This is a genomic window from Microbulbifer maximicatervae (SeqCode), assembly GCF_052467955.1.
This window is the reverse complement of the sequence record NZ_CP174329.1, coordinates 996534-1021175: the sequence shown is the minus strand read 5'-3', so window position 1 is coordinate 1021175 and position 24642 is coordinate 996534. Positions and strand designations below refer to the sequence as shown.

General features: G+C 49.7%; 24 protein-coding genes. 17 read left to right on the top strand and 7 right to left on the bottom strand.

Going from position 1 to position 24642, the window contains the following annotated elements; genetic code table 11:
• Positions 1-79: 79 nt before the first annotated feature.
• The gene (locus ACJJI5_RS04330) at positions 80-334 is read left to right on the top strand and encodes a hypothetical protein (protein ID WP_445355616.1); all 255 of its coding nucleotides are present in this window, start codon (positions 80-82) and stop codon (positions 332-334) included.
• A 52-nt stretch (positions 335-386) separates the two neighbouring features.
• Entirely contained in the window at positions 387-1493 is a 1107-nt protein-coding gene (locus ACJJI5_RS04325) for a YHYH protein (protein ID WP_445355615.1), read from the top strand.
• Positions 1494-1576: 83 nt separating this feature from the next.
• On the opposite strand, the gene radA is transcribed toward ACJJI5_RS04325, so the two are convergent.
• Positions 1577-2971: a DNA repair protein RadA gene (gene radA, locus ACJJI5_RS04320; RefSeq protein WP_444907200.1), complete on the bottom strand. Its 1395-nt coding sequence runs from the start codon at positions 2969-2971 to the stop codon at positions 1577-1579.
• A gap of 261 nt (positions 2972-3232) precedes the next feature.
• Between radA and ACJJI5_RS04315 the strand changes: the two genes are divergently transcribed.
• The 8 genes from ACJJI5_RS04315 to ACJJI5_RS04280 all read left to right on the top strand — a co-directional run bounded on the left by ACJJI5_RS04315 (position 3233) and on the right by ACJJI5_RS04280 (position 10032).
• On the top strand, positions 3233-3676 hold the full coding sequence (locus ACJJI5_RS04315) for a pseudoazurin (protein ID WP_413663411.1): 444 nt from the start codon (positions 3233-3235) through the stop codon (positions 3674-3676).
• Between the two features lie 13 nt (positions 3677-3689).
• A complete protein-coding gene (locus tag ACJJI5_RS04310; RefSeq protein ID WP_108734605.1) occupies positions 3690-4487 on the top strand; it encodes an oxygen-binding di-iron domain-containing protein in 798 nt (265 codons plus the stop codon).
• An 82-nt stretch (positions 4488-4569) separates the two neighbouring features.
• Positions 4570-4917 (top strand): hypothetical protein, encoded by a 348-nt coding sequence (locus tag ACJJI5_RS04305; protein WP_445355614.1) that lies wholly within the window; start codon positions 4570-4572, stop codon positions 4915-4917.
• A gap of 109 nt (positions 4918-5026) precedes the next feature.
• Positions 5027-5515, top strand: coding sequence for a DUF411 domain-containing protein (locus ACJJI5_RS04300; RefSeq protein WP_445355613.1), 489 nt, complete (start codon positions 5027-5029; stop codon positions 5513-5515).
• A gap of 11 nt (positions 5516-5526) precedes the next feature.
• Positions 5527-7317 carry a copper resistance system multicopper oxidase gene (locus tag ACJJI5_RS04295; RefSeq protein WP_445355612.1) on the top strand — a complete coding sequence of 597 codons (1791 nt, stop codon included), beginning with the start codon at positions 5527-5529 and terminating at the stop codon, positions 7315-7317.
• On the top strand, positions 7310-8056 hold the full coding sequence (locus ACJJI5_RS04290) for a copper resistance protein B (protein WP_445355611.1): 747 nt from the start codon (positions 7310-7312) through the stop codon (positions 8054-8056). Before ACJJI5_RS04295 ends, ACJJI5_RS04290 begins: the two co-directional genes overlap by 8 nt.
• A gap of 145 nt (positions 8057-8201) precedes the next feature.
• The gene (locus ACJJI5_RS04285) at positions 8202-9473 is read left to right on the top strand and encodes an alpha/beta hydrolase (RefSeq protein ID WP_445355610.1); all 1272 of its coding nucleotides are present in this window, start codon (positions 8202-8204) and stop codon (positions 9471-9473) included.
• Between the two features lie 49 nt (positions 9474-9522).
• On the top strand, positions 9523-10032 hold the full coding sequence (locus ACJJI5_RS04280; protein ID WP_445355609.1) for a DinB family protein: 510 nt from the start codon (positions 9523-9525) through the stop codon (positions 10030-10032).
• A gap of 114 nt (positions 10033-10146) precedes the next feature.
• Here ACJJI5_RS04280 and ACJJI5_RS04275 read toward each other — a convergent pair whose 3' ends face one another.
• Positions 10147-11217 (bottom strand): MBL fold metallo-hydrolase, encoded by a 1071-nt coding sequence (locus ACJJI5_RS04275; RefSeq protein WP_445355608.1) that lies wholly within the window; start codon positions 11215-11217, stop codon positions 10147-10149.
• A 134-nt stretch (positions 11218-11351) separates the two neighbouring features.
• On the opposite strand from ACJJI5_RS04275, the gene ACJJI5_RS04270 reads away from it, so the two are divergent.
• Complete coding sequence (locus ACJJI5_RS04270; protein ID WP_444896022.1) at positions 11352-11963, top strand: TetR/AcrR family transcriptional regulator; 612 nt, start codon at positions 11352-11354, stop codon at positions 11961-11963.
• 89 nt (positions 11964-12052) lie between these two features.
• On the opposite strand, the gene gbpA is transcribed toward ACJJI5_RS04270, so the two are convergent.
• The 4 genes from gbpA to ACJJI5_RS04250 all read right to left on the bottom strand — a co-directional run bounded on the left by gbpA (position 12053) and on the right by ACJJI5_RS04250 (position 18086).
• Positions 12053-13705 (bottom strand): N-acetylglucosamine-binding protein GbpA, encoded by a 1653-nt coding sequence (gene gbpA / locus ACJJI5_RS04265; protein ID WP_445355607.1) that lies wholly within the window; start codon positions 13703-13705, stop codon positions 12053-12055.
• A gap of 785 nt (positions 13706-14490) precedes the next feature.
• Positions 14491-15318 carry a DUF417 family protein gene (locus ACJJI5_RS04260; RefSeq protein WP_445355606.1) on the bottom strand — a complete coding sequence of 276 codons (828 nt, stop codon included), beginning with the start codon at positions 15316-15318 and terminating at the stop codon, positions 14491-14493.
• 155 nt (positions 15319-15473) lie between these two features.
• Positions 15474-15842 carry a cupredoxin domain-containing protein gene (locus ACJJI5_RS04255; protein WP_445355605.1) on the bottom strand — a complete coding sequence of 123 codons (369 nt, stop codon included), beginning with the start codon at positions 15840-15842 and terminating at the stop codon, positions 15474-15476.
• On the bottom strand, positions 15843-18086 hold the full coding sequence (locus tag ACJJI5_RS04250; protein WP_445355604.1) for a heavy metal translocating P-type ATPase: 2244 nt from the start codon (positions 18084-18086) through the stop codon (positions 15843-15845).
• Between the two features lie 200 nt (positions 18087-18286).
• On the opposite strand from ACJJI5_RS04250, the gene ACJJI5_RS04245 reads away from it, so the two are divergent.
• From ACJJI5_RS04245 to ACJJI5_RS04220, 6 genes are all read left to right on the top strand, one after another.
• Complete coding sequence (locus ACJJI5_RS04245; protein WP_445355603.1) at positions 18287-19594, top strand: DnaT-like ssDNA-binding domain-containing protein; 1308 nt, start codon at positions 18287-18289, stop codon at positions 19592-19594.
• A complete protein-coding gene (locus ACJJI5_RS04240; RefSeq protein ID WP_445355602.1) occupies positions 19506-20171 on the top strand; it encodes a replication protein P in 666 nt (221 codons plus the stop codon). Before ACJJI5_RS04245 ends, ACJJI5_RS04240 begins: the two co-directional genes overlap by 89 nt.
• A 142-nt stretch (positions 20172-20313) precedes the next feature.
• Positions 20314-21024: an outer membrane beta-barrel protein gene (locus ACJJI5_RS04235; protein ID WP_445355601.1), complete on the top strand. Its 711-nt coding sequence runs from the start codon at positions 20314-20316 to the stop codon at positions 21022-21024.
• Positions 21025-21241: 217 nt separating this feature from the next.
• On the top strand, positions 21242-21571 hold the full coding sequence (locus ACJJI5_RS04230; RefSeq protein ID WP_445355600.1) for a hypothetical protein: 330 nt from the start codon (positions 21242-21244) through the stop codon (positions 21569-21571).
• Complete coding sequence (locus ACJJI5_RS04225) at positions 21547-21954, top strand: outer membrane beta-barrel protein (RefSeq protein WP_445356301.1); 408 nt, start codon at positions 21547-21549, stop codon at positions 21952-21954. The genes ACJJI5_RS04230 and ACJJI5_RS04225 overlap by 25 nt, the downstream gene beginning before the upstream one ends.
• A 73-nt stretch (positions 21955-22027) precedes the next feature.
• Positions 22028-22447, top strand: a complete 420-nt coding sequence (locus ACJJI5_RS04220; protein ID WP_445355599.1) for a hypothetical protein — start codon at positions 22028-22030, stop codon at positions 22445-22447.
• Positions 22448-22690: 243 nt separating this feature from the next.
• Here the strand turns inward: ACJJI5_RS04220 and ACJJI5_RS04215 are convergent, their stop codons facing one another.
• Positions 22691-24571 (bottom strand): phytase, encoded by a 1881-nt coding sequence (locus ACJJI5_RS04215; protein WP_445355598.1) that lies wholly within the window; start codon positions 24569-24571, stop codon positions 22691-22693.
• Between the last annotated feature and the right edge of the window lie 71 nt (positions 24572-24642).

Genomic DNA, 24642 nt, shown 5'->3' with positions numbered 1-24642 from the left:
AATAACCTCTGTCAAAACCCAATGAGCAAAGTTGAGGCTCCAGGGACTCCCCTCAAAGTGCCTACGACAGGAGAACATGATGAAAAAAATATTTATCCCAGTAGCAGCCCTCTTACTGGCCACAAATGTATCTGCACAGCCGCGCCAGCCTCCGCAGGAAGCGATTGATGCCTGCAGCGGCTTGGCAGAAGGAGACGCCTGCACTGTCGAGACACCCAGAGGCACATTGGAGGGCACCTGCCGTATGCCCCCGCAGATTGAGCAGCTGGTCTGTGTACCTGCCGGCGGCAAGGGCAAAGGCGGCCCTCGCCCCATGGAAGATGAAGAACAGTAACTCCCAATTAATCGCAACCGGCCAGCGGTACTGTAAATCTTGAGATGTCATTATGAAGAAGTGGTTATTTGTGGGGCTTTGCAGTATTGCGCCTCTCTCGCTGGCTCACGTACCCGATAGCGCCCTGGAGGCTTGTCGAAACCTGTCCAGTGGCGCCAGCTGCTCAATGGAACTGCCCAATGGCCGAGTCAGTGGTCGCTGCCGCAACCACCCCCAATCACATGGCCTAGCTTGTGTTCCCGAGCGCAAACTGACTGCGCGCTCTACAGGAGGGGGCGCCACTGGTGGACGCCACACCGCTCGCAAACACACAGTGGTGCAATCCGATGGTCTGCAGCACACTGTTCCCGCTACCGAAGCACCGATTACCTTTAGTGAAGTGAGTATCAGTATCCAGGGACCCTGGCGCGTTATTGAGGCCAATGGTATTTCCGAGCATAAGACTGGTACCTTCCCCAATCGCGGCAATCCCCATGAAATCGAGGTGCAGCGCTACCGTTTCCGAGTTCCGGCTATTCCCCAAATTGCCGCTCAATCTACACCGGTTCCGTTGCAGAATTTTGGTATCGGACTGAACGGAGTGCCTTTCGACCCCAGTGCTGCGGAATGGTACCTGGGCAATCGGGGACGCTGGCGCTACGAAGCCCTATCCGGTGCGATTCAGCTGGGTGTAGACGATAACTACGCCCATGTTCAGCCCAATGGTGCCTATCACTATCACGGAATTCCCACCGGTTTATTACAGCGCCTGGGGGTATCTAAGGAAAGGCATTCGCCACTGATTGGCTGGGCTGCCGATGGATTCCCCATTTATGCCCTGTACGCCTATGCCGATGGTTGGGAACCGAAATCCGGGATTGCGGCAATGACTTCAAGTTATCAGGTGAAATCCGGGAAACGCCCCAAGGGCAGTAAAGAACCCGGTGGCTACTACGATGGTACCTTTGTGGATGATTACCACTATGTGGCTGGCTCCGGCACATTGGATGAGTGCAACGGCAGAATGGTTCGCACCCCGGAATTCCCCAAGGGCACCTATGCCTATTTTCTAACAGAGGACTGGCCCATTATCCCGCGCTGTTACAAGGGCACTCCGTCAGAGGATTTTCGTCGGGGCCCCGGTAACAACCAGCGCAAGGGAGCAACTAGGCGCCCCTAACGCAGAAGGCTATGAAAGCTCACCTCCCCAGAGGAATACCGCAAGGTATTCCCCTGTCAAAACAGCCGTTCCCGGCTGGAGTGTCAGCTCATATCAATTACCGTCAGCGCTTCCGCCAGGGTTTTGACCGAATGCATTTCCATTCCCTCGATATCGTTCTTCAGGCGGTTGGCTGCAGGCACAATGGCTTTGCGGAAACCGTGTTTGGCCGCCTCGCGCAAACGCTCCTGGCCCGAAGGCACTGGGCGAATCTCGCCTGATAGCCCCACCTCCCCGAATACCACCAGATCCCGAGGCAGGACACGGTTGCGGAAACTGGAGACTACCGCCAATAAGAGTGTCAGGTCGGCGCTGGTTTCCATCACCTTTACCCCGCCAACCACATTGATAAAGACATCCTGGTCCCCCACCAAGACCCCACCGTGGCGATGCAACACAGCGAGCAGCATGTTCAAGCGGTTCTGGTCGAGGCCCACCGCTACCCGGCGGGGGTTGCCAAGACTGCTATCGTCCACCAGGGCCTGCAACTCTACTAACAGCGGCCGGGTGCCCTCCCACACCGAAGTCACCACAGAACCGGCCGCGATCTCCTCGGCCCTTTGCAGGAAAATGGCTGAGGGATTGGATACCTCTTTCAGGCCCTGCTCTGTCATGGCAAACACGCCGAGTTCATTAACGGCCCCAAAGCGATTTTTATGCGCCCGCAATGTGCGGAAGCGGGAGTCGTGGGTGCCTTCGAGGAGAATGGAGCAGTCGATAATATGTTCCAGCACCTTGGGGCCCGCGAGACTGCCATCTTTGGTGACATGCCCCACCAGAATCAGCGCCGTGCCAGTCTGTTTGGCAAAGCGGGTCAGGTAGGCCGCACTCTCGCGCACCTGTGCCACAGAGCCGGGTGCCGATTGCACATCGCTCATGTGCATCACCTGGATCGAGTCCACTACCATTACCCGAGGATTCACTTCCTTGGCCGCCAGGCAAATACGCTCCACATCGGTTTCGCTGAGCAATTGCAGGGAATCCGTGGGCAGACCCAAGCGCTTAGCGCGCATAGCAACCTGCTGGAGAGATTCCTCGCCGGTGATATAAAGCGCCGGCATTGAAGTCGCGAGATGGCACAGGGTCTGGAGTAAAACAGTGGATTTACCCGCACCAGGATGGCCGCCGATCAATACGACGGAGCCAGGCACCAGCCCGCCGCCCAGCACTCGATCCAGTTCCGAGGCCGTAGTGGGAATACGCGGCAATTCACTGAGGTCGATTTCCGATAGTTTTTGTACTTTGCCAGCACCAGCGGAACCGGCGTAACCACTTTGTGCATCGGTAAAATTCGCGGCGCGGCTGTCCTTGTGATCCGGTCCCAGGCGTACTTCCGATAGGCTATTCCAAGTGCCACAAGCACTACACTGCCCTGCCCATTTGGTGTAGTCAGCGCCGCATTCATTACACACGTAGGCAGTTTTACGTTTTGTGGCCAAAGCACTCTCCCGAAAAGTCACAGAATTGATCGGCGCACAGTTTACCCCTTATCCGGCCGAGGCGGGTGGTGCTCAGCAGTCTAAAATGACTCTCCTACACGGATCCCTTCTATTGGCATCTTCTCCTTCTAATTGGTCTATCTACGCGATTGATCTAGATCAATTCACCCAGCCCCCTCCGAGATAACATCCGCCGCTGCCTCTACCCACTAATGGGGAGGCGCTGAACAACACTGACTAACCATCGAACAGGAAGTAAGTATGTCGTCTATTACTCTTCGCGGCGCGATTCTGGCGCTCGCCATGGCCTCGACCTCCGCCCTGGCTGCGGATCACGAAGTTAAGATGCTGAACCAGGGCAAGGACGGCATGATGACTTTTGAACCAGCATTTCTCGCAGTAGCGCCGGGCGATTCTGTCACCTTCCTGCCCACTGATGCAGCCCACAACACTCACTCAGTTTTGTCCCCTGCCGAGGGCGCTACCTGGAATGGCAGCATGGGAGAAAAGGTGACTGTCACCTTGAACCAGGAAGGTGTTTACGTATACCAGTGCGACCCACATCTGCCGCTGGGTATGGTTGGGGTAATTCAGGTAGGTAAGGCAACCAACTTGGAAGAAGCCAAGAAGCATGCCGAAGGCATGAATGCCGGTATTGCTATGAATAAGGAGAGGCTCACTCAATACCTCGGCCAAGTCCAATAAGAGGAGTCGCGGCGTGGACATCCTATTTGAAAAAGGTCACCACCTGGTTGCGCGGTTCGGCGATTTGGTTAAAGAGCAGAATGGCAGCGATGGGGTACAGGCCAATCAATTTGTTATTCGCCGCGGCACCAAAGGGGCGCTTATCGATCCCGGCGGCGATCTGACTTACACACACCTCACCATTGAGCTCAGCCGCCATTTGAACCTGAGCGAACTGGACCTGATCCTGGCCTCTCACCAGGATCCGGATATTATCGCCTCGCTGCCGCGCTGGATGCTGCATTCGCGCTGTAAGGTGGCAGTGTCGAAGCTGTGGTCGCGGTTTTTGCCACACCTGGTTTCCGGCTTTGTCGCCTCGCGTGCCGGTGCTGAACGCTGGCAGGAACGCATCATGCCTCTGGACGACAAGGGAGAAATTATCCCCTTCAGCGACAGTGAGATCTGGGCGCTGCCAGCGCACTTTATGCACTCCTGTGGCAACTTCAGTTTTTATGACCCGGTCAGCCGCATATTATTTTCCGGTGATATCGGTGCCTCCCTCGGTGGTGAGGAGGGCGAAGTCAAAGATTTCGACGAGCACCTGCCGTCTATGGAAGGGTTCCACCGCCGCTATATGGGCGGGAACTGGACCTGTCGTCTCTGGGCCAAGATGATTCGAGAACTCAACCCCGCAATGATTGTGCCCCAACACGGCGGTTACTTTGCCTCAGGCGATGTCAAAGAGCGCTTCCTGGGCTGGCTCGAGCGCCTCGAATGTGGGCCGGACCTGTTGCGACACCAGGACTTCCGTCTACCCCTGGGCCGCTCTTAATCCGTCATCCCACAAGCGGGAAAGTTGCACCGGCAGAGGCCAGCCCATACACTGCGGGCTGGCTTGTTTTCTGAATACCGCCATGCACACCGGGATCCTCCGCCTATTTTTGCTCACACTACTACTGGCCTTCGGCGGCCAGGCAGTTGCGTCATCCTGTGCGGAAACACACGAATCCCCAGCGGCATCTATCGCCGCAGAAGAAAAAACCCACTGCGACGAGGCAACCCTTGAGAACTGCAGCGACAGCCATCCCTCCAGTTGCACTGCTGAATGCAGCTGCTGTGCAGGGCCAGGCACCAGCTCTGCGGTAAACGCTCAATATAAAATCCTTGTATACAACCGCAATCTACTTGTAACTGCCTACCGGGAATTTAATTCCTCTCCAGATCCGGAAATGGCACTACGCCCACCCATATTCCGCACTTAACGGGCCCCGTATGCCTAGGCATACGCGCACCCCCCCAGTTTTACTCCAAATATTTTTTATAAATACTCGCGCGCCTGTGTGCGCCCTTAATCTCATCATCGGAGTTCATATGAACCGTTCAATTTTGATCGCTATTGCTGCGCTACTCACAACCCTGGCATTAAGTGCCTGTGCCGAATCTCCAGACCCCCAAAAGGAATCTGTGAGCCTGACCACTTACAAATCCGCCACCTGCGGCTGCTGCAAAATTTGGGTTGAGCATGCCCAACAAACTGGCTTTGACGTCGTAGCAAAGGATGTCGAAGACCTTAACGGCGTGAAAAAGCAGCACCATATCTCTCCGCGCTACCAATCCTGCCACACCACAGTGTCAGAACAGGGCTATGTTTTTGAAGGGCATGTACCTGCAAAGCTGATACAGCGTTTCTTGCAGAATCCACCGCAAGATGCCATTGGTCTCGCAGTGCCAGGTATGCCCCTGGGCAGCCCCGGTATGGAAGTGGGCGACCGTTTTACGCCCTATCAGGTAATGCTGCTTAACAAAGACGGCAGCAGCGAAACTTACGCCGAAATCAATACGGCACAGGAGCAGTTTTAGAAGGGACATCGATGACAGAGAGCTTCCGCACCGACGCCGTATCGAGGCGTACTTTCGTCACAGGTCTCGGAGCGGGAGCCCTGCTGCTGGGGTTACCCCACAGTTCGCGCCCAAACTCGCCAACAGCTTCGACAACAACCCTGCGCGGTAACCACTATGATTTATCCATCGGTTACCGCCAGGTAAATCTTACCGGGCGCGAACGACAAGCCCTGACCATTAATGGCAGTCTACCGGGCCCCATTTTGCGCTGGCGGGAAGGGGAAACTGTCACCCTGAAGGTCCACAACCAATTACCCGACAAATCCTCCTTACACTGGCACGGTGTTAGGGTACCCAGCGATATGGACGGCGAACCGGGGTTGAGCTTTAACGGCATTCAACCTGGGCAAACATTTCACTACCGATTCCCTGTGCGCCAAAGTGGTACTTATTGGTATCACAGCCAATCCGGGTTTCAACAACAGCGGGGGCTAATTGGGGCAATAGTCATTGATCCGATATCTCCAGAACCATTTTCTTACGAGCGGGATTATGTTGTTGTCCTATCCGATTGGAGCGATGAATCTCCCCAAACTATTTATACCCATCTAAAAAGAGACCCGGACTACTACAACCGGCAACAGCGCACGGCTACAGATTTATGGCGTGAGGTGCGCACAAAAGGTGTCGCACGAACCTGGCGGGACCGGCATCAATGGAACTGGAAACAACTTTCCGACCGCAGTATCTCCCAGGTCACAGGCGAGACTTACACCTACCTGATTAACGGGCATACACCCGATACCAATTGGACTGCATTATTTAAACCTGGTGAGAAGGTTCGCCTGCGATTAATTAACGCAGCTTCGATGACCTTATTCGACCTGCGTATCCCCGGCCTGAAAATGAAGGTGGTGGCGGCCGATGGACAAAATGTCGAGCCCATTAGCGTCGATGAAATTCGTATTGGCAGCGGCGAAACCTATGACGTAATTGTCGAGCCAGAGAGTGAACAAGCCTACAGTATATTTGCGCAGTCCATGGACCGCAGTGGCTATGCGCGAGGCACACTGACAAGTGATATACGTCTGAGCGCAGAGGTTCCCGCGATGGATCACCGCCCAGTGCTCACCCTACAAGATCTGGGACTGGCGAGAAAAACCGAAGAGACAGACACACACTTTAAAACAACCCAGACTGCTCACACCGAAAAACATTCCGATTTGCCCGATGCAACTGAGGGGGGATGGTTTTACGGAAACCTCTCTGCAGCGGGGCTCGGTAGTAATAGCCCTATTATTCACCAGCCAAGTGAATCCGGATTCAGGGTGGATCACCGCGCGCTGACGCCAGCAAACGGCATCTCTGACCCCGGTGTAGGACTCAGAAACCATAAACATCGCTATAACCGCCGTGTACTAACTTACAGCGACTTGCGCAGCAGTGAACCCACCCAGGATCAACGGGAGCCACAGCGGGAATTACAGTTACACCTGACCGGCAATTATGAGCGCTATCTCTGGTCAATAAATGGTGAAAAATTTCGCGATGCCAGCCCATTATTATTTCGGCACCAGGAGCGCCTGCGTATTACCCTGGTCAATGACACCACGCTTCCACAGCCCATGCACTTACACGGTTTTTGGAGTGAGCTGGAAACCGGTGACGGAGAGTATTTACCTCGCAAGCACACGGTAATCGCGCAACCCGGATCAAGCATCAGTTACTTAATCAGCGCCGACACCAATGGCCGCTGGGCTCTACACAGTCAAATGCTTTACCAGAGGCCCGGTATGTATCGGGAGGTGCGCATTGTTTAAAAATGTTGCAGGGATAGCAGCAACACTATGGATACTTGCTGCCCAGGCCAGCTATGGGCAGGCAGAACCTCAGCATCAACACCACAGCTACCAGTCCTCTGGCGAGGATAACGAAGAAGAACTCATGGCTGAAGTCAGCCTCGACTATGTGGAACTGCGAGGTGATAACGGCGGGGAAATCGAGGGAGACTTCAGTTATGGCGGAGAGCAAAATAAGTTTGTTGCCGAAGTCGACTATGAGCGTAGCAGTGGGGAAATTGAAAAAAATGAACTCTGGGCGCTCTATAGCCGGGCAATTTCAGCAAACTGGAATTTCCTAATTGGAATTCGCCACGATTTTAATCTGGAGACTACCAGCCGGAATTGGGTTGCTGTGGGTATTACTGGAGAGTCTCCCTACAAATTTGAAATGGATGCGGTATTTTTCTATGGAGAACATGGCAGTACTGCATTTCGCCTGGAAGGCGAGTATGAAATAAAGTTGGCACAAGACTGGAACCTGGTCCCACGTATCGAGCTGAACTTTTTTGGGCAGAACGATGAGGCCCGAGGTAGTGGCTCCGGCTTATCGGAAGCGGAAGTCGGCTTTCGGCTCATGTATGAAGTCACCAGGAAGTTCTCACCCTATATTGGCGTCCACTATGAACGGGAAGTGGGCAATGCCGCTGATTTCGCCCGTGAAGAAGGTGAGGATGTGGACTCAACCGTATGGGTACTGGGGTTTAGAGCTTGGTTTTGAAAAAATCCAACTTTTATATCTATACAAGTTGTACCACTTCGCATCAGCTGTAACCAACTTTACCACCCCCTCAATCTGTCATAGCATCTAATAGATCTTAATCGCCTTTTTAAAAAAATTTAAATTCAGCAAGGATGCCGGTGATATGATTTTTCCCCGAATACTGTTAATCGCAGTTTCTTTACTGTGTGTGGGACTATCAGCAGAACCTGAAAGCCCACAGAGCCACTCTTCTGTTAGCACGACCAAACACCTGAGTTATGGCAATGAAATTCTTTTCTCATCCAGAATCTTGAGTCGTGAAATATCAATAAACATATATTTACCGCAAACGTTCCATCAAGCATCAAAGCAGCATAGATACCCGGTTATCTTTATTAATGGCACTCACGGCAAAGAATTTTTCCACGCCTTAACCGGGGTAGTAAAGCATCTAAGTAGCGTAGAACGTATGCCGGAAAGTATTGTAATCAGCCTTAATGATGGTGGTGATGAACCGGAAACCTACCTACATAGAATGTGGACACATACCACAGAGGAGAAATTTAGCGCCCAGGGAGACCCTGAGGCCTATAGTAAATTTCTAACTGAAGAACTATTCCCATATTTAGAAAGTAATTACCGCGCACTCAACAATCGAATGATTATTGGTGTTTCAACTAGCAGCATCTTTCCTCTCTACGCCCTAACTAGCAAACCTGGGCTGTTTCAGTCTTACTTCTTTTTATCTGCGGCCGATATATTTGGTATGGGCCCCACTTCAGAGAGTACTTTTATTGATGAAATAACCACAAGTATGCAGACCTCATCAAACAAGATCAGTGCTTTTTATTTCGCCATGGCCGACAGTGATATGCGTAAAGATAAGCGCTATGACAAAATCTTAAGTCAAATTAATACCAAACTATCGCCTTACGTAAAAGAGAATCTCAAATTAAAAATAGAAGTTCTTAACAATGAAAACCACTACGGTGCCTTTATAAAAGCCGCGCTAACGGCTATTGAGCTTAATTATCCCCACGAAGAATGGTCCGCAAATTATCGAGAATTGATATCCCAACCTGGTAACGCCTTGCAAAATATCGATCATTTCTATGAATCACTCTCACAGAAATACGGTTTTCCTATTTTACCCAGGGCTACACGTTGGAGAAATGTTAACAAATTAAGCTATATCACCAGTTTGTTACTAAAGGATGGTCGCATCCAAGAAGCTATCAGTGTTGCAAGGCGATGGGTGGAATATCGACCAAATTCTATTGATGCCCACCAAAGTTTGGCCCAGGCGTTACAACAGAATGACGAAATTTCAGAGGCTTCTGATATTTTGAAGAAAGCACTAGAAATTTCTCGCAATCAAGATAATAGTAAAACGGCGGCGATAAATCGGCAATTAACTGAACTCAAACTCAATTAGCATACAGTTAAAAATTGTATTTACTAAAAATAAAAGGAGATAAATATATATGGATTTCACCAGTGCTTTTCAATATAAAAAATGGGCCAACTTAGAGCTACTATCAGCTGGCGAAAAGCAGCTTCATCTTCTACCCAAGGAAGATGCGAGCTTCTTTATCCGTATACTCAATCATACTGCGGTGGTCGACAGCCTGTTTATCAGCCGCATTACCGAAACACAGGAGCTGTTTTCTTCAGATAACACAATTGAGACACCTACGATTCCAGAACTAAGAGAGAGAATGAATAACAATGTTTCCTGGCTAATCAACTTCTCTCAAACAGCAACTTTATCCGATCTTGAGAGAGTAATTAATTTTCAATTTACGGACGGGGATTCTGGGCAACTGTCAATTTACGAAATTTTTGTGCATTTATTGACCCATGGCAGCAATCATCGAGGAATGGCATCGCGAACGTTATCTTCGAAAGGCCTGGAAAGGCCAAAAGACACTTTTACCCGCTTTCTACATGAAGTTGAGCCTGAGAGACGGATGGCAGCTGCTATTACCGAATAAAAAATGCTATGCACTAAAGCGAGCCGGCTTTAATTTCCAGCTCGCCCACAGAAAACATGTCGATATCTAAATCCAGCAGCACCCAGCTACTAATAGCAAATTCACAGAACCTCTCTACTCATTCACCAGGCGTAAATCCGTAGCCATCTCATCTTTCCACCAGGCCTTTGTTGTGGTGGGAGATTGCAGGCGAACAGCCTCTCCAATGATAGGCGTCACCAAAGTGACACCCTGATCTTTGGCTGCCGTCTGTGCGCGCTCCAGAGGTTCATACCAATCGTGTAGGGCAAGATCAAAAGTACTGTTGTGGATAGGTAACATTGCTCGCCCTCTGAGATCGAGATGTGCCTGTACACTCTCTTCAGGCATCATATGAACCGAACTCCAAAGCTTGTTATAAGCACCCGTTTCCATCAGTGTCAGGTCGAACGGACCAAATCGCTCACCAATTTCACGAAAGCCACTAAAATAGCCACTGTCACCGCTAAAGAATATACGGCCCTCGCGCCCTTCAATTACCCAGCTGGCCCACAATGTTGAGTCTTTATCCGTTAGTCCACGCCCGGAAAAATGTTGAGCCGGGGTCGCGGTAAAGTGCAAACTGCCCAAGGCAAACGATTCCCACCAGGCCAACTCCTCAATTTTTTCGGCCGGAATTCCCCAGTTACGCAAACGACTTCCCACCCCGGTAGGAACGATAAATTGCTCTACTTTATCCTTGAGTGCGCGAATACTATTTTTGTCCAAATGATCGTAGTGGTCATGGCTGATAACGACCGCTTTAATCGAAGGCAAGTCTCGAATCTCTATGGGCAATGGATGAAAGCGCTTCGGGCCCATCCACTGAACCGGGGATGCCCGCTTGCTAAATACCGGATCTGTCAAAACATACTGATCATCCATTCGAATCAGTACTGTGGAGTGCCCGAGGCGATATACGGCACTCTCAGCGACTGGGGCAGCCAGCTCCGCAGCGGGAATCTGTCGCAATGGAATAGGCTTCACCGGTGCGGGGGCTGCACGATCCGCCTTAATGTAGGCGCCGATCATCTCAACTATACCGCCACTACTGACTTTGTAGTCCGTATCACTGTTGCGGAACTTCTCGGGTTGATTTGTACAGCTACCAAAGAGACCTACCGACATAACAATCACTCCTGCCAGAATCCACCAGCGCTTCTTCATTTCACTTACCATGTAAACTATACAGTGCAGTGTATAAACTAACTATATGAAAGTAAACTATATAGTGTAAAATTTGCGTAAGAAGTAACTCGCCGGCAATGGAATCCCCCGGCCCAGATTTCACAGAGATACCCATGACTGAAAAGAAACCAACCAGAAGTGAGCTGAAACGCCAAGCTATTATTGATGCCGCCAAGCAGGCTTTTCAGGAGCTGGGAGTGCAGGGCACGAGTATGGACGAGCTGGCAGCCCGAGCACAGGTATCAAAACGCACCGTGTACAACCACTTCTCCAGTAAAGAAGCCCTGGTGATGTATTTGATCGGTGAACTCTGGCAGCAGGCCACCCAGCCCTCCGGTTGTGACTACAACCCGGATAGTGATATGCAATCACAACTCCGCACACTGTTAGAGCAGGAAATAAAAACGATCTGCAACCCGCAGTATATTGAGCTTAACCGCATGGCCTTCGACTACTTCTTCCACCAGCCGGAAGCACTACAGAAGGAAATGGAAAAATATAAGGCCCATGAAACCGGGGTGCAGCGCTGGATTAAATCTGCCGTAGCTGACGGCCGACTAAAGTCTCTCGACATAGAGGTCGCCAGTGGGCAGATTCATAACTTAATTAAAGGCGGTTGCTACTGGCCTCAGTTACTCCAACTTTCCGGTCCACCGAGCTCCGTTGAGCAAGAGGCGCTGGCCGAGCGCACCGCTGCGATGTTTTTAAGTTATTACCAGGCTTGAATCGCTGCCCTAAGAGGCCATTTTTCACCTACTAATTTACCAACAAAAAAGGCCCCAAAAGGGGCCTTTTTTATTTTATCGGGAATAAATTACAGTCTTTCCCAAAGTATCTCCCAGTTCCCACCAACACCTGGCTCGAACTGTATTGCACCTCTTTTTACTTCCTTACAGTAGTGGGAGTAAGCAGAGTCCTTACACTCGTAGACATTACCGTCACGACCCAGGACTTTGGTGCCCGCAGCATAGTTTCTATGACCTCTAGGGAAGACATAATCATAATCCTGATCACTCGAGGATTGGTCATCGTCATTGGAGCTATCATCGTCTCCGTTTGAAGTATCGTCGTCATCATTAGAGGTGTCGTCATCGCCGTTGGAGCTATCGTCGTCACCATTAGAAGCGTCGTCATCGCCGTTCGAGCTATCGTCGTCGCCGTTCGAGGAGTCATCATCACCAGAGGTGTCTTCAACCAGGTAGAAGTTCAGAGTGTTTTGATCAACCATGTTGCCATCACGGTCTTTTACCACCACTACAACCATATGGTGCCCTGCTACAGTCTCTGAGAGAGTCAAGCTAGTACTGGCAGTATCACCATCATCAATGTTATTGCTATAGCTTGCTAGAGTATCACCGCCATGATTTACCACTGTAACCTCAACGCTGACATCTCCCGTAGCACTGAGAGCCAAGTCTAGAGAAATAGCACCGCCTGTAATTGTGTATTCACTTTCAAGGCCACTTACCGTTACTTCATAGTTGGGCTCTTCTTCGCTCAACTCGTAACCGATCTCGACATTTTCCAGGCCACTGCCATCTTTTAGATAAATGCGGTTGATACCGTAAAGAGGCTCAAAACTATTATCGCCATCGAAATCACCGGCGCGGATATCGGTCTGCTCTGCATTAATCAACTCAGCCAAATCGTGTGACCAGTTTTCAGCGATGCCCTGCTCTTCGGAGGCAATTTCCAAAACAGTGCTGTAAGATGAGTTTTCACCTGAGCCATCAAATACACGGGTATACACTTTATCGCCAACGTTCAAGTCCTGCGTCGGATTGATGGTACCCGCAGCGCTCCACTCGGTATTAGTGACATTATCGCCATCGAACTCCACATCGATAACATTGTAGAAAGCGTTAACCGTATCACCCACATCCCAAACAGCCAGAATTACATGATAGCCCTCGCGATCTGGCACCTGACACTCATGAGTTGTATTTACATTTGGCTGTTCATAATTGCCATCTATCTCACAGAATGGGTCGAGATCAAACTGATCGCGAGTCAAGACTGAATTCGGATTCCAATCTTCTTTAGTAATATAGTATTTCCAATCACGAGTTACATGGTTTGCGGTGAAGTACCATTTGAAGGTTTGCCAACCGGAGCTAATATAATTTTTTACCCAGCGATCAGATGTCTGTTCATTAAGCTCAGACCAGGCACTGCTTCCTCCACTGGCAATTTGCCCATCGGCAGGGCCGCTATCGGGAAAGCCTTCAGGACCCTCTATACTCTGTGGTTCCCACTGAACTGCACCGCAATTCAAGTTCATTTCACCGGTATCTAATGCGTATTTACACAGGGTACCACGCGCAGAAGCTACACCACCGTCAGCGGCCTCAACATAACCATGACTGAAAGCATTAGAACTGGCACCGGCTAATACCACTGCCATTAATGTGCGATTGACTATCGGTTGTTTAAATACGGATGCTAATTTTTTCTTACGTAGAATCATATCTCTGCCCATTTATTACTTTGCGCTCAACTTCCTTCCCCAGCTGAACACAAATTTTTACTTTTAGAGGATGTAAATCCTGCAACGCTAGCGACAGAGTTATGGACCACCACTAATTGGCACGGTTCCTATTATTTTTATAATTTAAACAAACAACTTTCAGCGTGTCACCGAAAGATAAGTCTAATTTTTAATAAATACCATCCCATTAAAAGTTCCATATAAACACAAAAATAAAAACATAAATAATGACAAAATAATTTCTTACAAAATAGAAAAATGACAACCTAAAACAAAAAATAAGACCATAATTTCGGGTAATTACTGCAACATAACATCAATAAAAGCGACATTTAGTGGTATTTTATTCCAGCAAGGGCAGTCAGGTATAAATCCAAATATACCGCTTATAAAAATATAAAAACAAAATATGGAAGAACTATGAATTTCACACTTAAGCCCTCCCGAAACTCAATATGAAACCCTAACTAACTCCACCTATCACTTACCGGCAAAAAAACACGGTGCACCCACGACAAAATAGAAACAGGAAAAACCTAGAAAACAACGGCCAATACTTCTTCTATAACTAATCGGGCAGAGGGTTTTCCAATGAAAATTAAAAATATTAGTTTTTTAAAGCTTTCACTTCACTGAATTCATACCGGCCAGATATCCCTGAGTCCACAGAAAATGCCACCTTTCGATAACTTACAAATAGTATTCCCAATGTATCAAAGCTGGCATTTTGGGGGCCTCAGAGCAACTCTTTGACCCCATCAGTTTTAAGATTTAATCATGGAGTTTCTAAAGCCCAAGATTAATATCAGGTTTGCGATAAACCACTGATCTTTAATAATAAAAATACCGCTGGAGCTAAGTTGCCAGGGAGCTACCCAACTGCCTGGATAGGAGTAGAGGAAGGTCTGGGTTGTTATAAATACTGCGGCACAAAGCAATAGTCCCGGCCAAAACAGCTGCCGGATATAAATACCCAAGGCGAGGATAGCCAGCGCAATCAAGTCATATATACCGATAAGATTTGAGGCCACCTGCACGCTAAATAGACTGTATAACCACGACATCAGTGGCGAAGTGCTTACCAGGCCTTCAATCCCCTCAGCCTCAAGCGCTGTGAATTTCATCCCACCAATCCAGAGTAATACCAAGCCGACAGGGAAATAATTGAGCCATATCAGCTTTAGTGGACTCAACGAATCCCTATACAACCAGGTAATACCCAAGGTTAACAGGGCAAAGTACTTAATTATCCCCTGTCCTGAGCCAATTGCCGGAAAGCCGCCCAGGGAGTCGATCCAATGGCTGCTGCCAAGAAGACTCAGTAGGGGCACTAGCGATATTAAAATCAGAAGGATTGCCAGGGGCTTAACAACCCTCTCAAAGCGAAGGGCGAGTGCCCCCAAAATAGCGGCGACTGAAAAAATAATGGCGGTCATTAAACGTATAGAGGAAAGCACCTCCTCATTAGTGACACCGTAGAATTCAAATACGCGCTTGATACCACCCCATTGGCCGGAAAAAAGCGCCACCGTAATAAGCGCAAAGGCGATGGCCACCAGGGCGAAGGGAAGTTTTCGAAGAAGAAATGACATTTGTTGACGACCTCTTAACAAATTAGAGCTTAGTCACCAGCCTGACCAGAGCCCCCGTCTCCATACAGGTGAAAGGCGGCTCTGGGGTATTGGTTAAATCTATGTCGTCTTGGCCCGGGGAATTATTACACCCCCATAGAGAATCACATTTACTGTTACTCCAGTATCAATGTGCCCCGATACATTTGCATCTGGCAGTTGAACGGGTATTCACCCGGCTCGGCTTTTGGTATTTCCACCAAGGTATCCTGGTTCAGGGAAAGCTGAGCGCTGACTTCCAAGTCTGGAAACAATACCCACTCGGAGCAGGGACTGGGGTCCTCCCGGTGAAAATGCAAAGTCGCTGTGCGACCGGCGGGCAGGCGGATAAGATCCGGTTCGTAAACTCCATCCTTAACCAGAATCTGTAAATTATCCGTGCTCGGCGTCGCCTTACTGGCACTTCTTTTTGGCCCCAACCAAAACCACCAGATAACAGCCAGAATCATCAGCACACCGACGATATTTACGAGAACTTCAGCCATTTAGCGAGCCTCCGATGGTTTAAAGAAGCGCAGGCGGTTGGCATTACTGACCACCGTCAGGGAGGAAAGCGCCATAGCACCACCGGCAACAATGGGGCTCAGTAACATACCCGTAATCGGGTAGAGGGCACCGGCGGCGATGGGAATACCCAGAGTGTTATAAATAAATGCGCCAAACAGGTTTTGCTTGATGTTGTGCAAAGTGGCCCGGGACAACTCCACGGCATTAGCAACCCCGTGCAGGGAGGAACGCATCAGGGTGACATCGGCGCTCTCAATAGCAACATCGGTACCGGCACCTATCGCAAAGCCCACATCGGCCCGCGCCAGGGCCGGGGCATCGTTAATCCCGTCACCCACCATACCCACTCGCTCGCCTTTTTTTTGCAATTCAGCGACGATCCCCTCTTTATCTTCAGGCAATAGTTCTGCGTGAACTCGATCGATGCCCAGTTGCCGGGCAACCACTTCGGCACTACCGTGATTGTCCCCGGTAAGCATTTCAATGCGTAAACCCAGTTTGCTCAGTCGCTCGATTGCAGCTTGCGCATCTGCGCGAATCGGATCGGCTACGGCAATAATCCCCCGCAACTTGCCGTCCACGGCCGCGTACATCACCGTGCGCCCCGCCGCAGCCAATTTGGCTGCCCGCTCACTCCAGGCATCCAGGGAAATGGCTTCCTTTTGCATTAACTTGGTATTCCCCAACAGCACGCGACTGCCACCGATATCACCACTCACACCGTGAGCTGTGATGGCTTCAAAGTTAGCTGGAGACTGCAATTCAAGGTTTTTATCGTGAGCGGCCGTCACTATGGCTTCAGCCAAGGGGTGCTCTGAGCCCTGCTCCAGGCTCGCCACTAAACGCAGCAGTTCATCGCTGTCGCCATCACTATCGATATCTGTCAGACGCGGAGAACCCTCGGTGAGAGTCCCGGTTTTATCCACAACCAGGACATCCAGAGTGCAGGATTGTTGCAGGGCCTTGCCGTTGCGCACCAGTACACCGTACTCGGCACCTTTGCCCACCCCCACCATAACGGACATGGGAGTCGCCAGACCCAAGGCACAGGGGCAGGCGATAATCAGCACCGAAGTCAGTACCACCAGCATATGGGCAACCCGAGGATCGGGTCCCAAGTTGAACCAAACCAGTGCGGCCACCAGGGCAATAATCATCACCACTGGCACAAAGATGCCGGAAATCTTGTCCGCCAAACGCGCGATAGGTACCCGAGAGCTCTGGGCATTCTTTACCATCTCGATAATCTGCGCGAGACGGGTGTCGGAACCCACTTTATCTGCGCGAAACAACAGGCTGCCATTTTTATTCAGGGTGCCGGCGGCGAGGCTGTCACCCTCCGCCTTTTTCACCGGCACTGGTTCCCCAGTGAGCATGGATTCATCTACCAGGCTGCGCCCTTCAAGCACAGTGCCATCCACCGGAATTTTCTCGCCGGGGCGGACGCGCAGCTGGTCTCCCTGCTGCACCTGCTCGATAGGGAGATCCACCTCTCGGCCGTCTCTCAATACCCGCGCGGATGTATCCTGGAGCTCCAACAGCTTCTCCACTGCGGCACTGGTGCGCCCGCGCGCCCGAATTTCCAGTGCCTGGCCGAGGCTGATCAGGCCAATAATCATGGCACTGGCCTCGAAGTACACATGTCGTGCCGCTTCCGGTAAGAGATGGGGAACCAATACCACGATCATGGAAAAGAGCCAGGCCGTTCCCGTGCCCAGGGCCACCAGCGTATCCATAGTGGCATTGTGGTGACGCAGTGCCTTCCAGGCACCACTGAAGAAGTTGCCGCCACAGAAGACCAGCACCGCCAGGGTAATCAGCCCCATGACACCCCAGGCCAGCTGCTCCGCAGGGGTATTCACCGATACCTTGTCGGTGATCAGCCCCCAGGCCATCATTGGCACGCCCACGCCCAGAGCAAATGCCGAGCGCCACAACTGCTGGCGGTAGTGCCGCTGTGTCTGCTCCCGCTGTTCCGCGCGCTGCTCTCGTTCACTACTTCGCAAGAGTTCAGCGCCGTAGCCCGCGCCTCGGACGGCTTCGATACAGGATGCAGCCTCTGCCGGGCCGTATACCGACAGGATTTTATCGGACAGGTTTACCCGGGCATCAGTCACCCCGGCTACGGCCTTAACCGCAGTCTCAATTTTGTTAATACAGCCGGCACAATTGACTCCACTCAAACGGAACACCGTTGGCGCAGACTGTTGCTCCTTCGTCATCTTGCTCTCCCGCAACACCAATTACAGCGACAAAGTTACAACCTTACCGCTAGGGGAAGGCAACAGTTGGCAGCGCACCGTCTGCCGAAATTTCGCAGTCAACTCATCCTTCAGCTTAGTGGTTGGCACCAGGGGCAGGAAAAGGCTGAGGATTCGCCAATGATCGCGCATGCGATGCGACGGAATGTTATTATCGCGCCATGACACATCCCCTGCTTCCCGAAAGACCCCTGAGTATCTCTCCTTCTCTGGCTGCCACTGTCGGCCTGGAGGAAGCTGTGCTGCTCACTGCACTTGGCGACCTGGCTCCATTCCTTCCCCTGGAGCCCTACGGAGGCCGGGATTGGTATACCGCCGAGGGCGAGCAGCTATATCTGCTGCTGCCCTTCTGGCAGGCAGTGGATATCCAGCGGGTAGCCACCAGCTTGCGCAACCAGGGTGCCCTTCTGCTGGGGGCGGCACCATTCGGCAGTAGCGAGATTCTGAAGTTCGCCCTGCCCGGTGAGTACAAGCGCCCGGTGGCAACACCCCCTACCCCGTCCAACCGCAATGCCAACACTATTGCCCCCAGTTGGCAGCCGGATAGTGAAACCATGGCCCGTATCGCCCAACTGGGTATTCCCGAGCACTTTGTAAGGGAGCAATTGCCGGAGTTTGTCACTTACTGGCGCGAGCGCGCCGAGCCCCGCCACTCCTTTGGCTCCCTGTTCCTGCGCCAGGTTAAAAGCAAATGGGAGGCTTTTCGAGCAACGGCTCAGCGCAAACAGCCACTGCCCAACGGCTGGCAACCCAGCGATGAGACCCTGCGCAAGCTGGCGGACGAGGGAGTCCCCAGCACTTTTGTCGGTCGCGGCCTACAGCGCTTTCTCGATTACCACCGCTCCAGTGGCAAGCAGTCCATTTCCTGGGATTTGGAATTCAATGACTGGATTATGGAAGACTGGGAAAAGCAGGACACGCCATTTATCGAAAAGCGCAAGCCCACTGCTATGTCCCGCGACTGGCAGCCCAGCGAGCACACCTGGGAGCAGTTGCAGCGCCTGGCCATCAATCCGCGCTTTGCTGCCGAATTGCTGCCGGAATTCATTTATAAATGGACCGAGCGCGGTGGCCACAGTGCCCGCTGGGGTGAACTGTTTATCGAGTATGCGCGGGAAGAGTGGGCCTATTACTGCCAGGGTATTGAGAAAAACCCGGTGGCTAAACCTATCTCCCGCAACTGGCAGCCCAGTGGTGACTGCCTGAGTCATTTGATGAACCAATGCGAGATAGATCGCGACTTCGCTCTATCCCTGGTTCCGGAATTTATTATTTACTGGCGCGGTCAAAATGCCGCACGTAAAAGCTGGGACGCCGTATTTGTGCGTCACGCGCGCCACCAGTGGGCGGAGCGCAACAAACTGGCAATAGGAAACTCTTATGGCAATCCACAAGACTCCCACAACAACACCAACCAGCGCACCCGCGACCGGTCAATCGGCGACATACTCACAGACACAAACTGGTAGTGAACAGGGCCAGGAACTGCTGAACGAAAAGAAGCGCGCAATCAATGAAGTATTTGCGCTGTTTAAACTGAATTATCACAATCAGTTCAGCGCAGCGTTTCCAGACACTGAAACCCTTCACCACGCTAAGCGCCTCTGGCTGGAGGCCCTGCTTGCTTTCGCTCCCCAGGATATTATGCAGGGTGCCAAGCGAGCGATCCTGCAAAGCGAGTACCAGCCCACCGTACATAAAATGCTGCAGCTGTGCGCCGCTGGGGAGAATGGTTTACCGGAAGCACGCGCCGCCTATCGCGAAGCCTGCAATGCCCCCAGCCCCAAAACCAATTACAACTGGAGCCACTTAGCAATCTATCACGCAGGGCGGGAATCCAACTGGTTTTTTCTTGCCAATAACCCCGAGTCTATCGCCTACCCAGTCTTTGCTGAGCACTATCGAAAAATATGTGAACGAGTCCTGGGGGGAGAAAAACTAACCGCTCCAGAGCAATTAAAGCTGGAGGAAAACCCCGGCTCACCACTTTCCAAGGAAGAAAATTCGAAAAGACTCTCGGAGATGCGAGCAAAGCTTGGCATTTAGAAATTAAAAGCCAACTGCTTACTCTGACTTTGAATACAGGGCCTGATACCTAAAGGCCCTCACGCCAATGACTTGTGAAGTAAAAGCCCTGATCTAGCTTTACTGTGCTTGAAATAAAAATAAACAAAGCACAGGACAGATCATGAATAATTTTAAGACCACCTTAAATATAAGCTTTTTTTCCAGCCTTATATTCACTTTCGCTACAAATACCAGCGCTGACTTTGCCAACAGGAAATATATTGGGGCTACCCTCGGTGAAACCTCTTATCCTCAATTTTGCTCATCTGCAAACCCCCGGATAAAATCACAGATTCCTCACGGATCTACAGACGGACGCTTTCATTGCAATAGTAGCGGCAGTACGATTAAGTTTTATGGCGGCTTGCGCTGGAACAGATACCTCGCCCTTGAAATCAGCTATCTAAAACCTTCAGCTGCGCAAAGCAGCTTTTATACCAATAATGAAAATGGAGAGTATGCAAAGGCCGCATACCAGGTTGAAACACATTTATTGACCGCCTTTTTATTGGGTTTTTATCCTGTTAACTCCAATATAAATATGTTTGCCAGAGTCGGAGCTGGAGCTTGGAGAGGGAAATTATCAGAGCAACAATCCGCTCAATTTTATCTCCCCCAGCAATTATCCAATGGACAATTCACGGCACAACTTCAGACGTTCGATAAAGACAAGTCCCAAAACCACAAAGGCCCTCACTGGGGAGTTGGGGTCGGTATGAATTATGTCTATAGGAATCACTGGATTTGGAGACTGGAGTGGGAGAAACTGGAGCCCACTGGAGTAGACTTCAATGCAGAAACACTATCACTGGGTTTAGGGCGGCTTTTTTGAATTTTGTTAATTGACACCTATAACTTTATACAAATTAAATAGAGTTCCCACAAACTATTACTGGGAACTCTACCTTTAGGCGCCAAATCCAGTTAATAGAGTAGGTCCTAACTTCGACCAATCTAAAAGACGTTATTATTTTGGTGGTTGCCTTAATCAAATTTCACTCTAAAATCAGCTTCAGCGGTCTCCCATATAAGCTAAACAAGGTCAAGCTATGAACCGCTTTAGCCCCCTATTCATTATTTTTCTACTTTCCTTACCAGCCCTTGCTTGCGCCGATTTCTACTCACACAAATATGCTGGTATTTCTTTCGGTAACCAGCATGCCAATAACTTGTGTAGCGAAGCAGAAAAGCGAGCTCAACAAATTAGCGACAGCTTAGATCAAGTAGATCTCAGTCGGTGTGATGATAAAAATAACGCCTGGAAACTATTTGCAGGAATTCGATGGACACCTTACCTGGCAATTGAAGCCAGCTATCAAAATTTCAATAAGTACCAGTTGGATACCCATATTTCATATGGGGGGGTGGTGAATATTTAAACTATTTCTCTAATTTTGATAGCCAGCTTTTCAATATATTTTCCCTGGCGTATCTTCCCCTAGGAGAATCATTTAGCTTATTCGGGAAACTTGGCACCGGCATCTGGTACGCGGAAACCAATGAGATTCAGAAGGGTGAAGTTATTATCCTATACCAGCTTGAAGATGGCAGTTTAATAGAACAATTAACTCCAGTCAGAGGTGAATTAAACGATAGCAGCAATGGATTCCACTGGGCATATGGTGCTGGTATTAACTATAGCTACAGGGGCAAATGGAGCCTACGGATAGAGTGGGAACAATTTTCAAAAATTGGGGGCGATACGTTTCTGGATGAAATAGATAGTGAAGCTATCACCATGGGGTGGAGTATTAACTTTTGATAAAGTAAGGAAGGTTCAACATTAATTATCCCTAGAAAAACAGCTATCAGCTCACCGATTCAAACAATAAAAAATGAAAAATAAGAAAAAAAATCTACAAGCAAAAGATATAAAAGAATACAGTGAAGACTATAGGGCAAAAATAGAATTTGAAAATCGATTAAAAGATGAATATAAATTAGTTAAAACACTTTCACTATTATTTTTCACTATAATACTTATTATTTCAGTTTTTCTTTCGGGTTACGCTCAACGATATGACGAACTTTTAATGGCCATTACCTTTGGGGTTATACTTACTTTATACGGTCTTAACTGGCAACTGGAACAGAAGAAAATTAACAACCCCCCTATCTGCAGTAATTGCAATAACAAGATGCGGCGCTGTGAATATACCAGCGGATGCAGGTGGCAAGATCTGAGGGGAATCGTCTATCTATGTGAAGACTGCAAGTCAAAAATAAATGATACTGAGCCATCACAATCTGGTTAACTCACAGCTTTTTAAGGCCTCTCTTTCCTCTCTCATAAGATATAGATAAAATCAACATCTAGACTTCACAAGATTAAACAAAACTGTATCAATAAGTATTATGCCAAGATTTCTCAAGGACTTTTGACTTACTTGATCTGGCCGCCGATATCGTTGGAGTGATACTTGCGAGCTCTCTGGTTTACCTGGTTCAGAGAGCCCGCAACATTAACAATTTAAGCCAGCCTGAAAACCCCGATACCGCTAGTGAGACAACAGACGATTGATATCCCTCCAATCAACCAATTTAAAATTCTGGGCTGCGCTGGGCATTCGGTTGCGCCCATCCTGAACAACTAACAAACCTTGAGGATATTCCGCACCCAAAGCTGAACTGGTAACGGCCAAACCATCGGTCTCCGAACTGCCATCCACACCTAGCTGGGGATTCATACCAACCCGAAAATGGGTAATAAATTCATTTCCACTACGGCTGAATAGTGCATAGCTATCATTACCTTGACTGGATATCACTAGATAGCCCTTATCGCCATCCTGATAAAGTGCCAATCCCTCTATATCTGCCACCAGCTTTTCACCATCCACTTCTGCCACCAACTCTGGAGAGGCCTCTGATAAGGACTTTAGGTCCAGCCGCCAAATCCCCCGGTCTTCCTCAGCAAAAAACAGGGTTCCGAACTGGTCATCCACAACACAGCCTTCAACCTGTCCATAGTCATCAAACTGGATACCCTGCTCAACCTCAAACTCATTGGAGGACTCAGAGACATTGATTTTGAGCTGATGCAAGCTGGCCTCCTTGTCAGAAACCCAGGCATAAAGTCCACTATCGTCCTGTTGCAGGCACAAGCCATAGGGATCACGAAGCCCTATACCCCGGTATCCAAGATACCCCACCTCGCCCGTTGTACTAATAGTAAATAGATCCAAACCGGGGTTAGTACGATTAGAGGCAACGGCAATCGCATCAATATTAGGGTGGGAAATTTTACGGATATCAACATTATTAACCCTGCCTACCGGAAAGTGCTGTTTTAAGCCGCCTGATAGATGATAAATATTGAGCCCCTTTTTTTTATCTGTAGCAAAAATCAGGCTGTTTGCCGGCGAATGAGAGTTCACCCAAATAGCGGGATCATCGGCAGCATCCCCATAAGAGTGAACGGGGTCAGTTTGTCCCCTGGCGGCAACAGTGGGAATAATCTCAAGCGGACTATCTGTAACGCTAGTCAGCTTGGTATTTATCGGGAAATAGGTTATTTCATTCTGATTATCATTTAACACGGCCAACCTATCACCAAAAACTGCTATAGAGGCAGGGCTTTCTGCAAGCAAAGTCAAAGACTGGTCGGACCTACCACTTCCTGACAAGTCGAAAACTTGTACTCCCTGTTCCACAGCAATCCAGATTTGGTCCTGCTGATAACCCAGTCGCAAGCTGCCGAAATCATCACCGAGCTGTTTCGCCGAGATTAAAAGCTCACGCTCCTCATCTCGCTCTGCGTCGGCATTCAATGCCAATATCCCTACAGGCGGCTGTGATACCAGTAATCGCCCCCGACGGTTATCCACGCTACAACTATTAACCTCTTCCCCCAAATATATTGGGCGTATCTCGGTAAAGTCCCAGTGCTCATCACTGGGAGAAAGCAGGTACTCAAACCCCCGTCCGTCCTCTCCAATGGCAAACAGGTGATCTCTTCCTGCTTGTAGTGAAAAACAGAGTGCGCTCACAGGCTTGGCACTCTCAAGCTTTCCTAAAAGTTGAAGCTGCAAATCATCGTTTAGATCAGTAAATAATTGATATAGATGTAATTGCGCTTCCTGCTCTTCGTAAGCGGCCACCAGGTAGTTGCCATCTTCCCTTGGCTGAATGGCAAGTGCCTCTACTCTGCCATCCTTTTGAACTTGTATTTCTGCGGACTCATCTACAAGCAATAGCCCCTTATCTTTACTGGATAGCAACAAGTATTGCTGCTCAGGGAAACTGACCAGCTGAATCTGTTCAGCTATCACACCCTTTAAAGAGATGATCTTTTGTGAAGATAATCTTTGACTATCCTTTTCAAGATCGCATCCCAGTAATATAAGGCAGGACAAAACACCCACTATTGAAAAACGCATAATAAAACCTGCTTAGGGCTTACCGGTAACTGACAGAAAATATTATTTTTACAAAAACAAAGCCCCCACAA

Bases quoted from the DNA above. Each gene is read 5' to 3' on its own strand.
- ACJJI5_RS04215 (WP_445355598.1), bottom strand. From the start codon at position 24,571: ATGCGTTTTTCAATAGTGGGTGTTTTGTCCTGCCTTATATTACTGGGA.
- ACJJI5_RS04295 (WP_445355612.1), top strand. From the start codon at position 5,527: ATGACAGAGAGCTTCCGCACCGACGCCGTATCGAGGCGTACTTTCGTC.
- ACJJI5_RS04305 (WP_445355614.1), top strand. From the start codon at position 4,570: ATGCACACCGGGATCCTCCGCCTATTTTTGCTCACACTACTACTGGCC.
- ACJJI5_RS04260 (WP_445355606.1), bottom strand. From the start codon at position 15,318: ATGTCATTTCTTCTTCGAAAACTTCCCTTCGCCCTGGTGGCCATCGCC.
- ACJJI5_RS04230 (WP_445355600.1), top strand. From the start codon at position 21,242: ATGAACCGCTTTAGCCCCCTATTCATTATTTTTCTACTTTCCTTACCA.
- ACJJI5_RS04240 (WP_445355602.1), top strand. From the start codon at position 19,506: ATGGCAATCCACAAGACTCCCACAACAACACCAACCAGCGCACCCGCG.
- ACJJI5_RS04315 (WP_413663411.1), top strand. From the start codon at position 3,233: ATGTCGTCTATTACTCTTCGCGGCGCGATTCTGGCGCTCGCCATGGCC.
- ACJJI5_RS04275 (WP_445355608.1), bottom strand. From the start codon at position 11,217: ATGAAGAAGCGCTGGTGGATTCTGGCAGGAGTGATTGTTATGTCGGTA.
- ACJJI5_RS04330 (WP_445355616.1), top strand. From the start codon at position 80: ATGAAAAAAATATTTATCCCAGTAGCAGCCCTCTTACTGGCCACAAAT.
- ACJJI5_RS04270 (WP_444896022.1), top strand. From the start codon at position 11,352: ATGACTGAAAAGAAACCAACCAGAAGTGAGCTGAAACGCCAAGCTATT.
- ACJJI5_RS04250 (WP_445355604.1), bottom strand. From the start codon at position 18,086: ATGACGAAGGAGCAACAGTCTGCGCCAACGGTGTTCCGTTTGAGTGGA.
- ACJJI5_RS04220 (WP_445355599.1), top strand. From the start codon at position 22,028: ATGAAAAATAAGAAAAAAAATCTACAAGCAAAAGATATAAAAGAATAC.
- ACJJI5_RS04235 (WP_445355601.1), top strand. From the start codon at position 20,314: ATGAATAATTTTAAGACCACCTTAAATATAAGCTTTTTTTCCAGCCTT.
- ACJJI5_RS04280 (WP_445355609.1), top strand. From the start codon at position 9,523: ATGGATTTCACCAGTGCTTTTCAATATAAAAAATGGGCCAACTTAGAG.
- ACJJI5_RS04285 (WP_445355610.1), top strand. From the start codon at position 8,202: ATGATTTTTCCCCGAATACTGTTAATCGCAGTTTCTTTACTGTGTGTG.
- ACJJI5_RS04255 (WP_445355605.1), bottom strand. From the start codon at position 15,842: ATGGCTGAAGTTCTCGTAAATATCGTCGGTGTGCTGATGATTCTGGCT.
- ACJJI5_RS04300 (WP_445355613.1), top strand. From the start codon at position 5,027: ATGAACCGTTCAATTTTGATCGCTATTGCTGCGCTACTCACAACCCTG.
- ACJJI5_RS04325 (WP_445355615.1), top strand. From the start codon at position 387: ATGAAGAAGTGGTTATTTGTGGGGCTTTGCAGTATTGCGCCTCTCTCG.
- gbpA (WP_445355607.1), bottom strand. From the start codon at position 13,705: ATGATTCTACGTAAGAAAAAATTAGCATCCGTATTTAAACAACCGATA.
- ACJJI5_RS04245 (WP_445355603.1), top strand. From the start codon at position 18,287: ATGACACATCCCCTGCTTCCCGAAAGACCCCTGAGTATCTCTCCTTCT.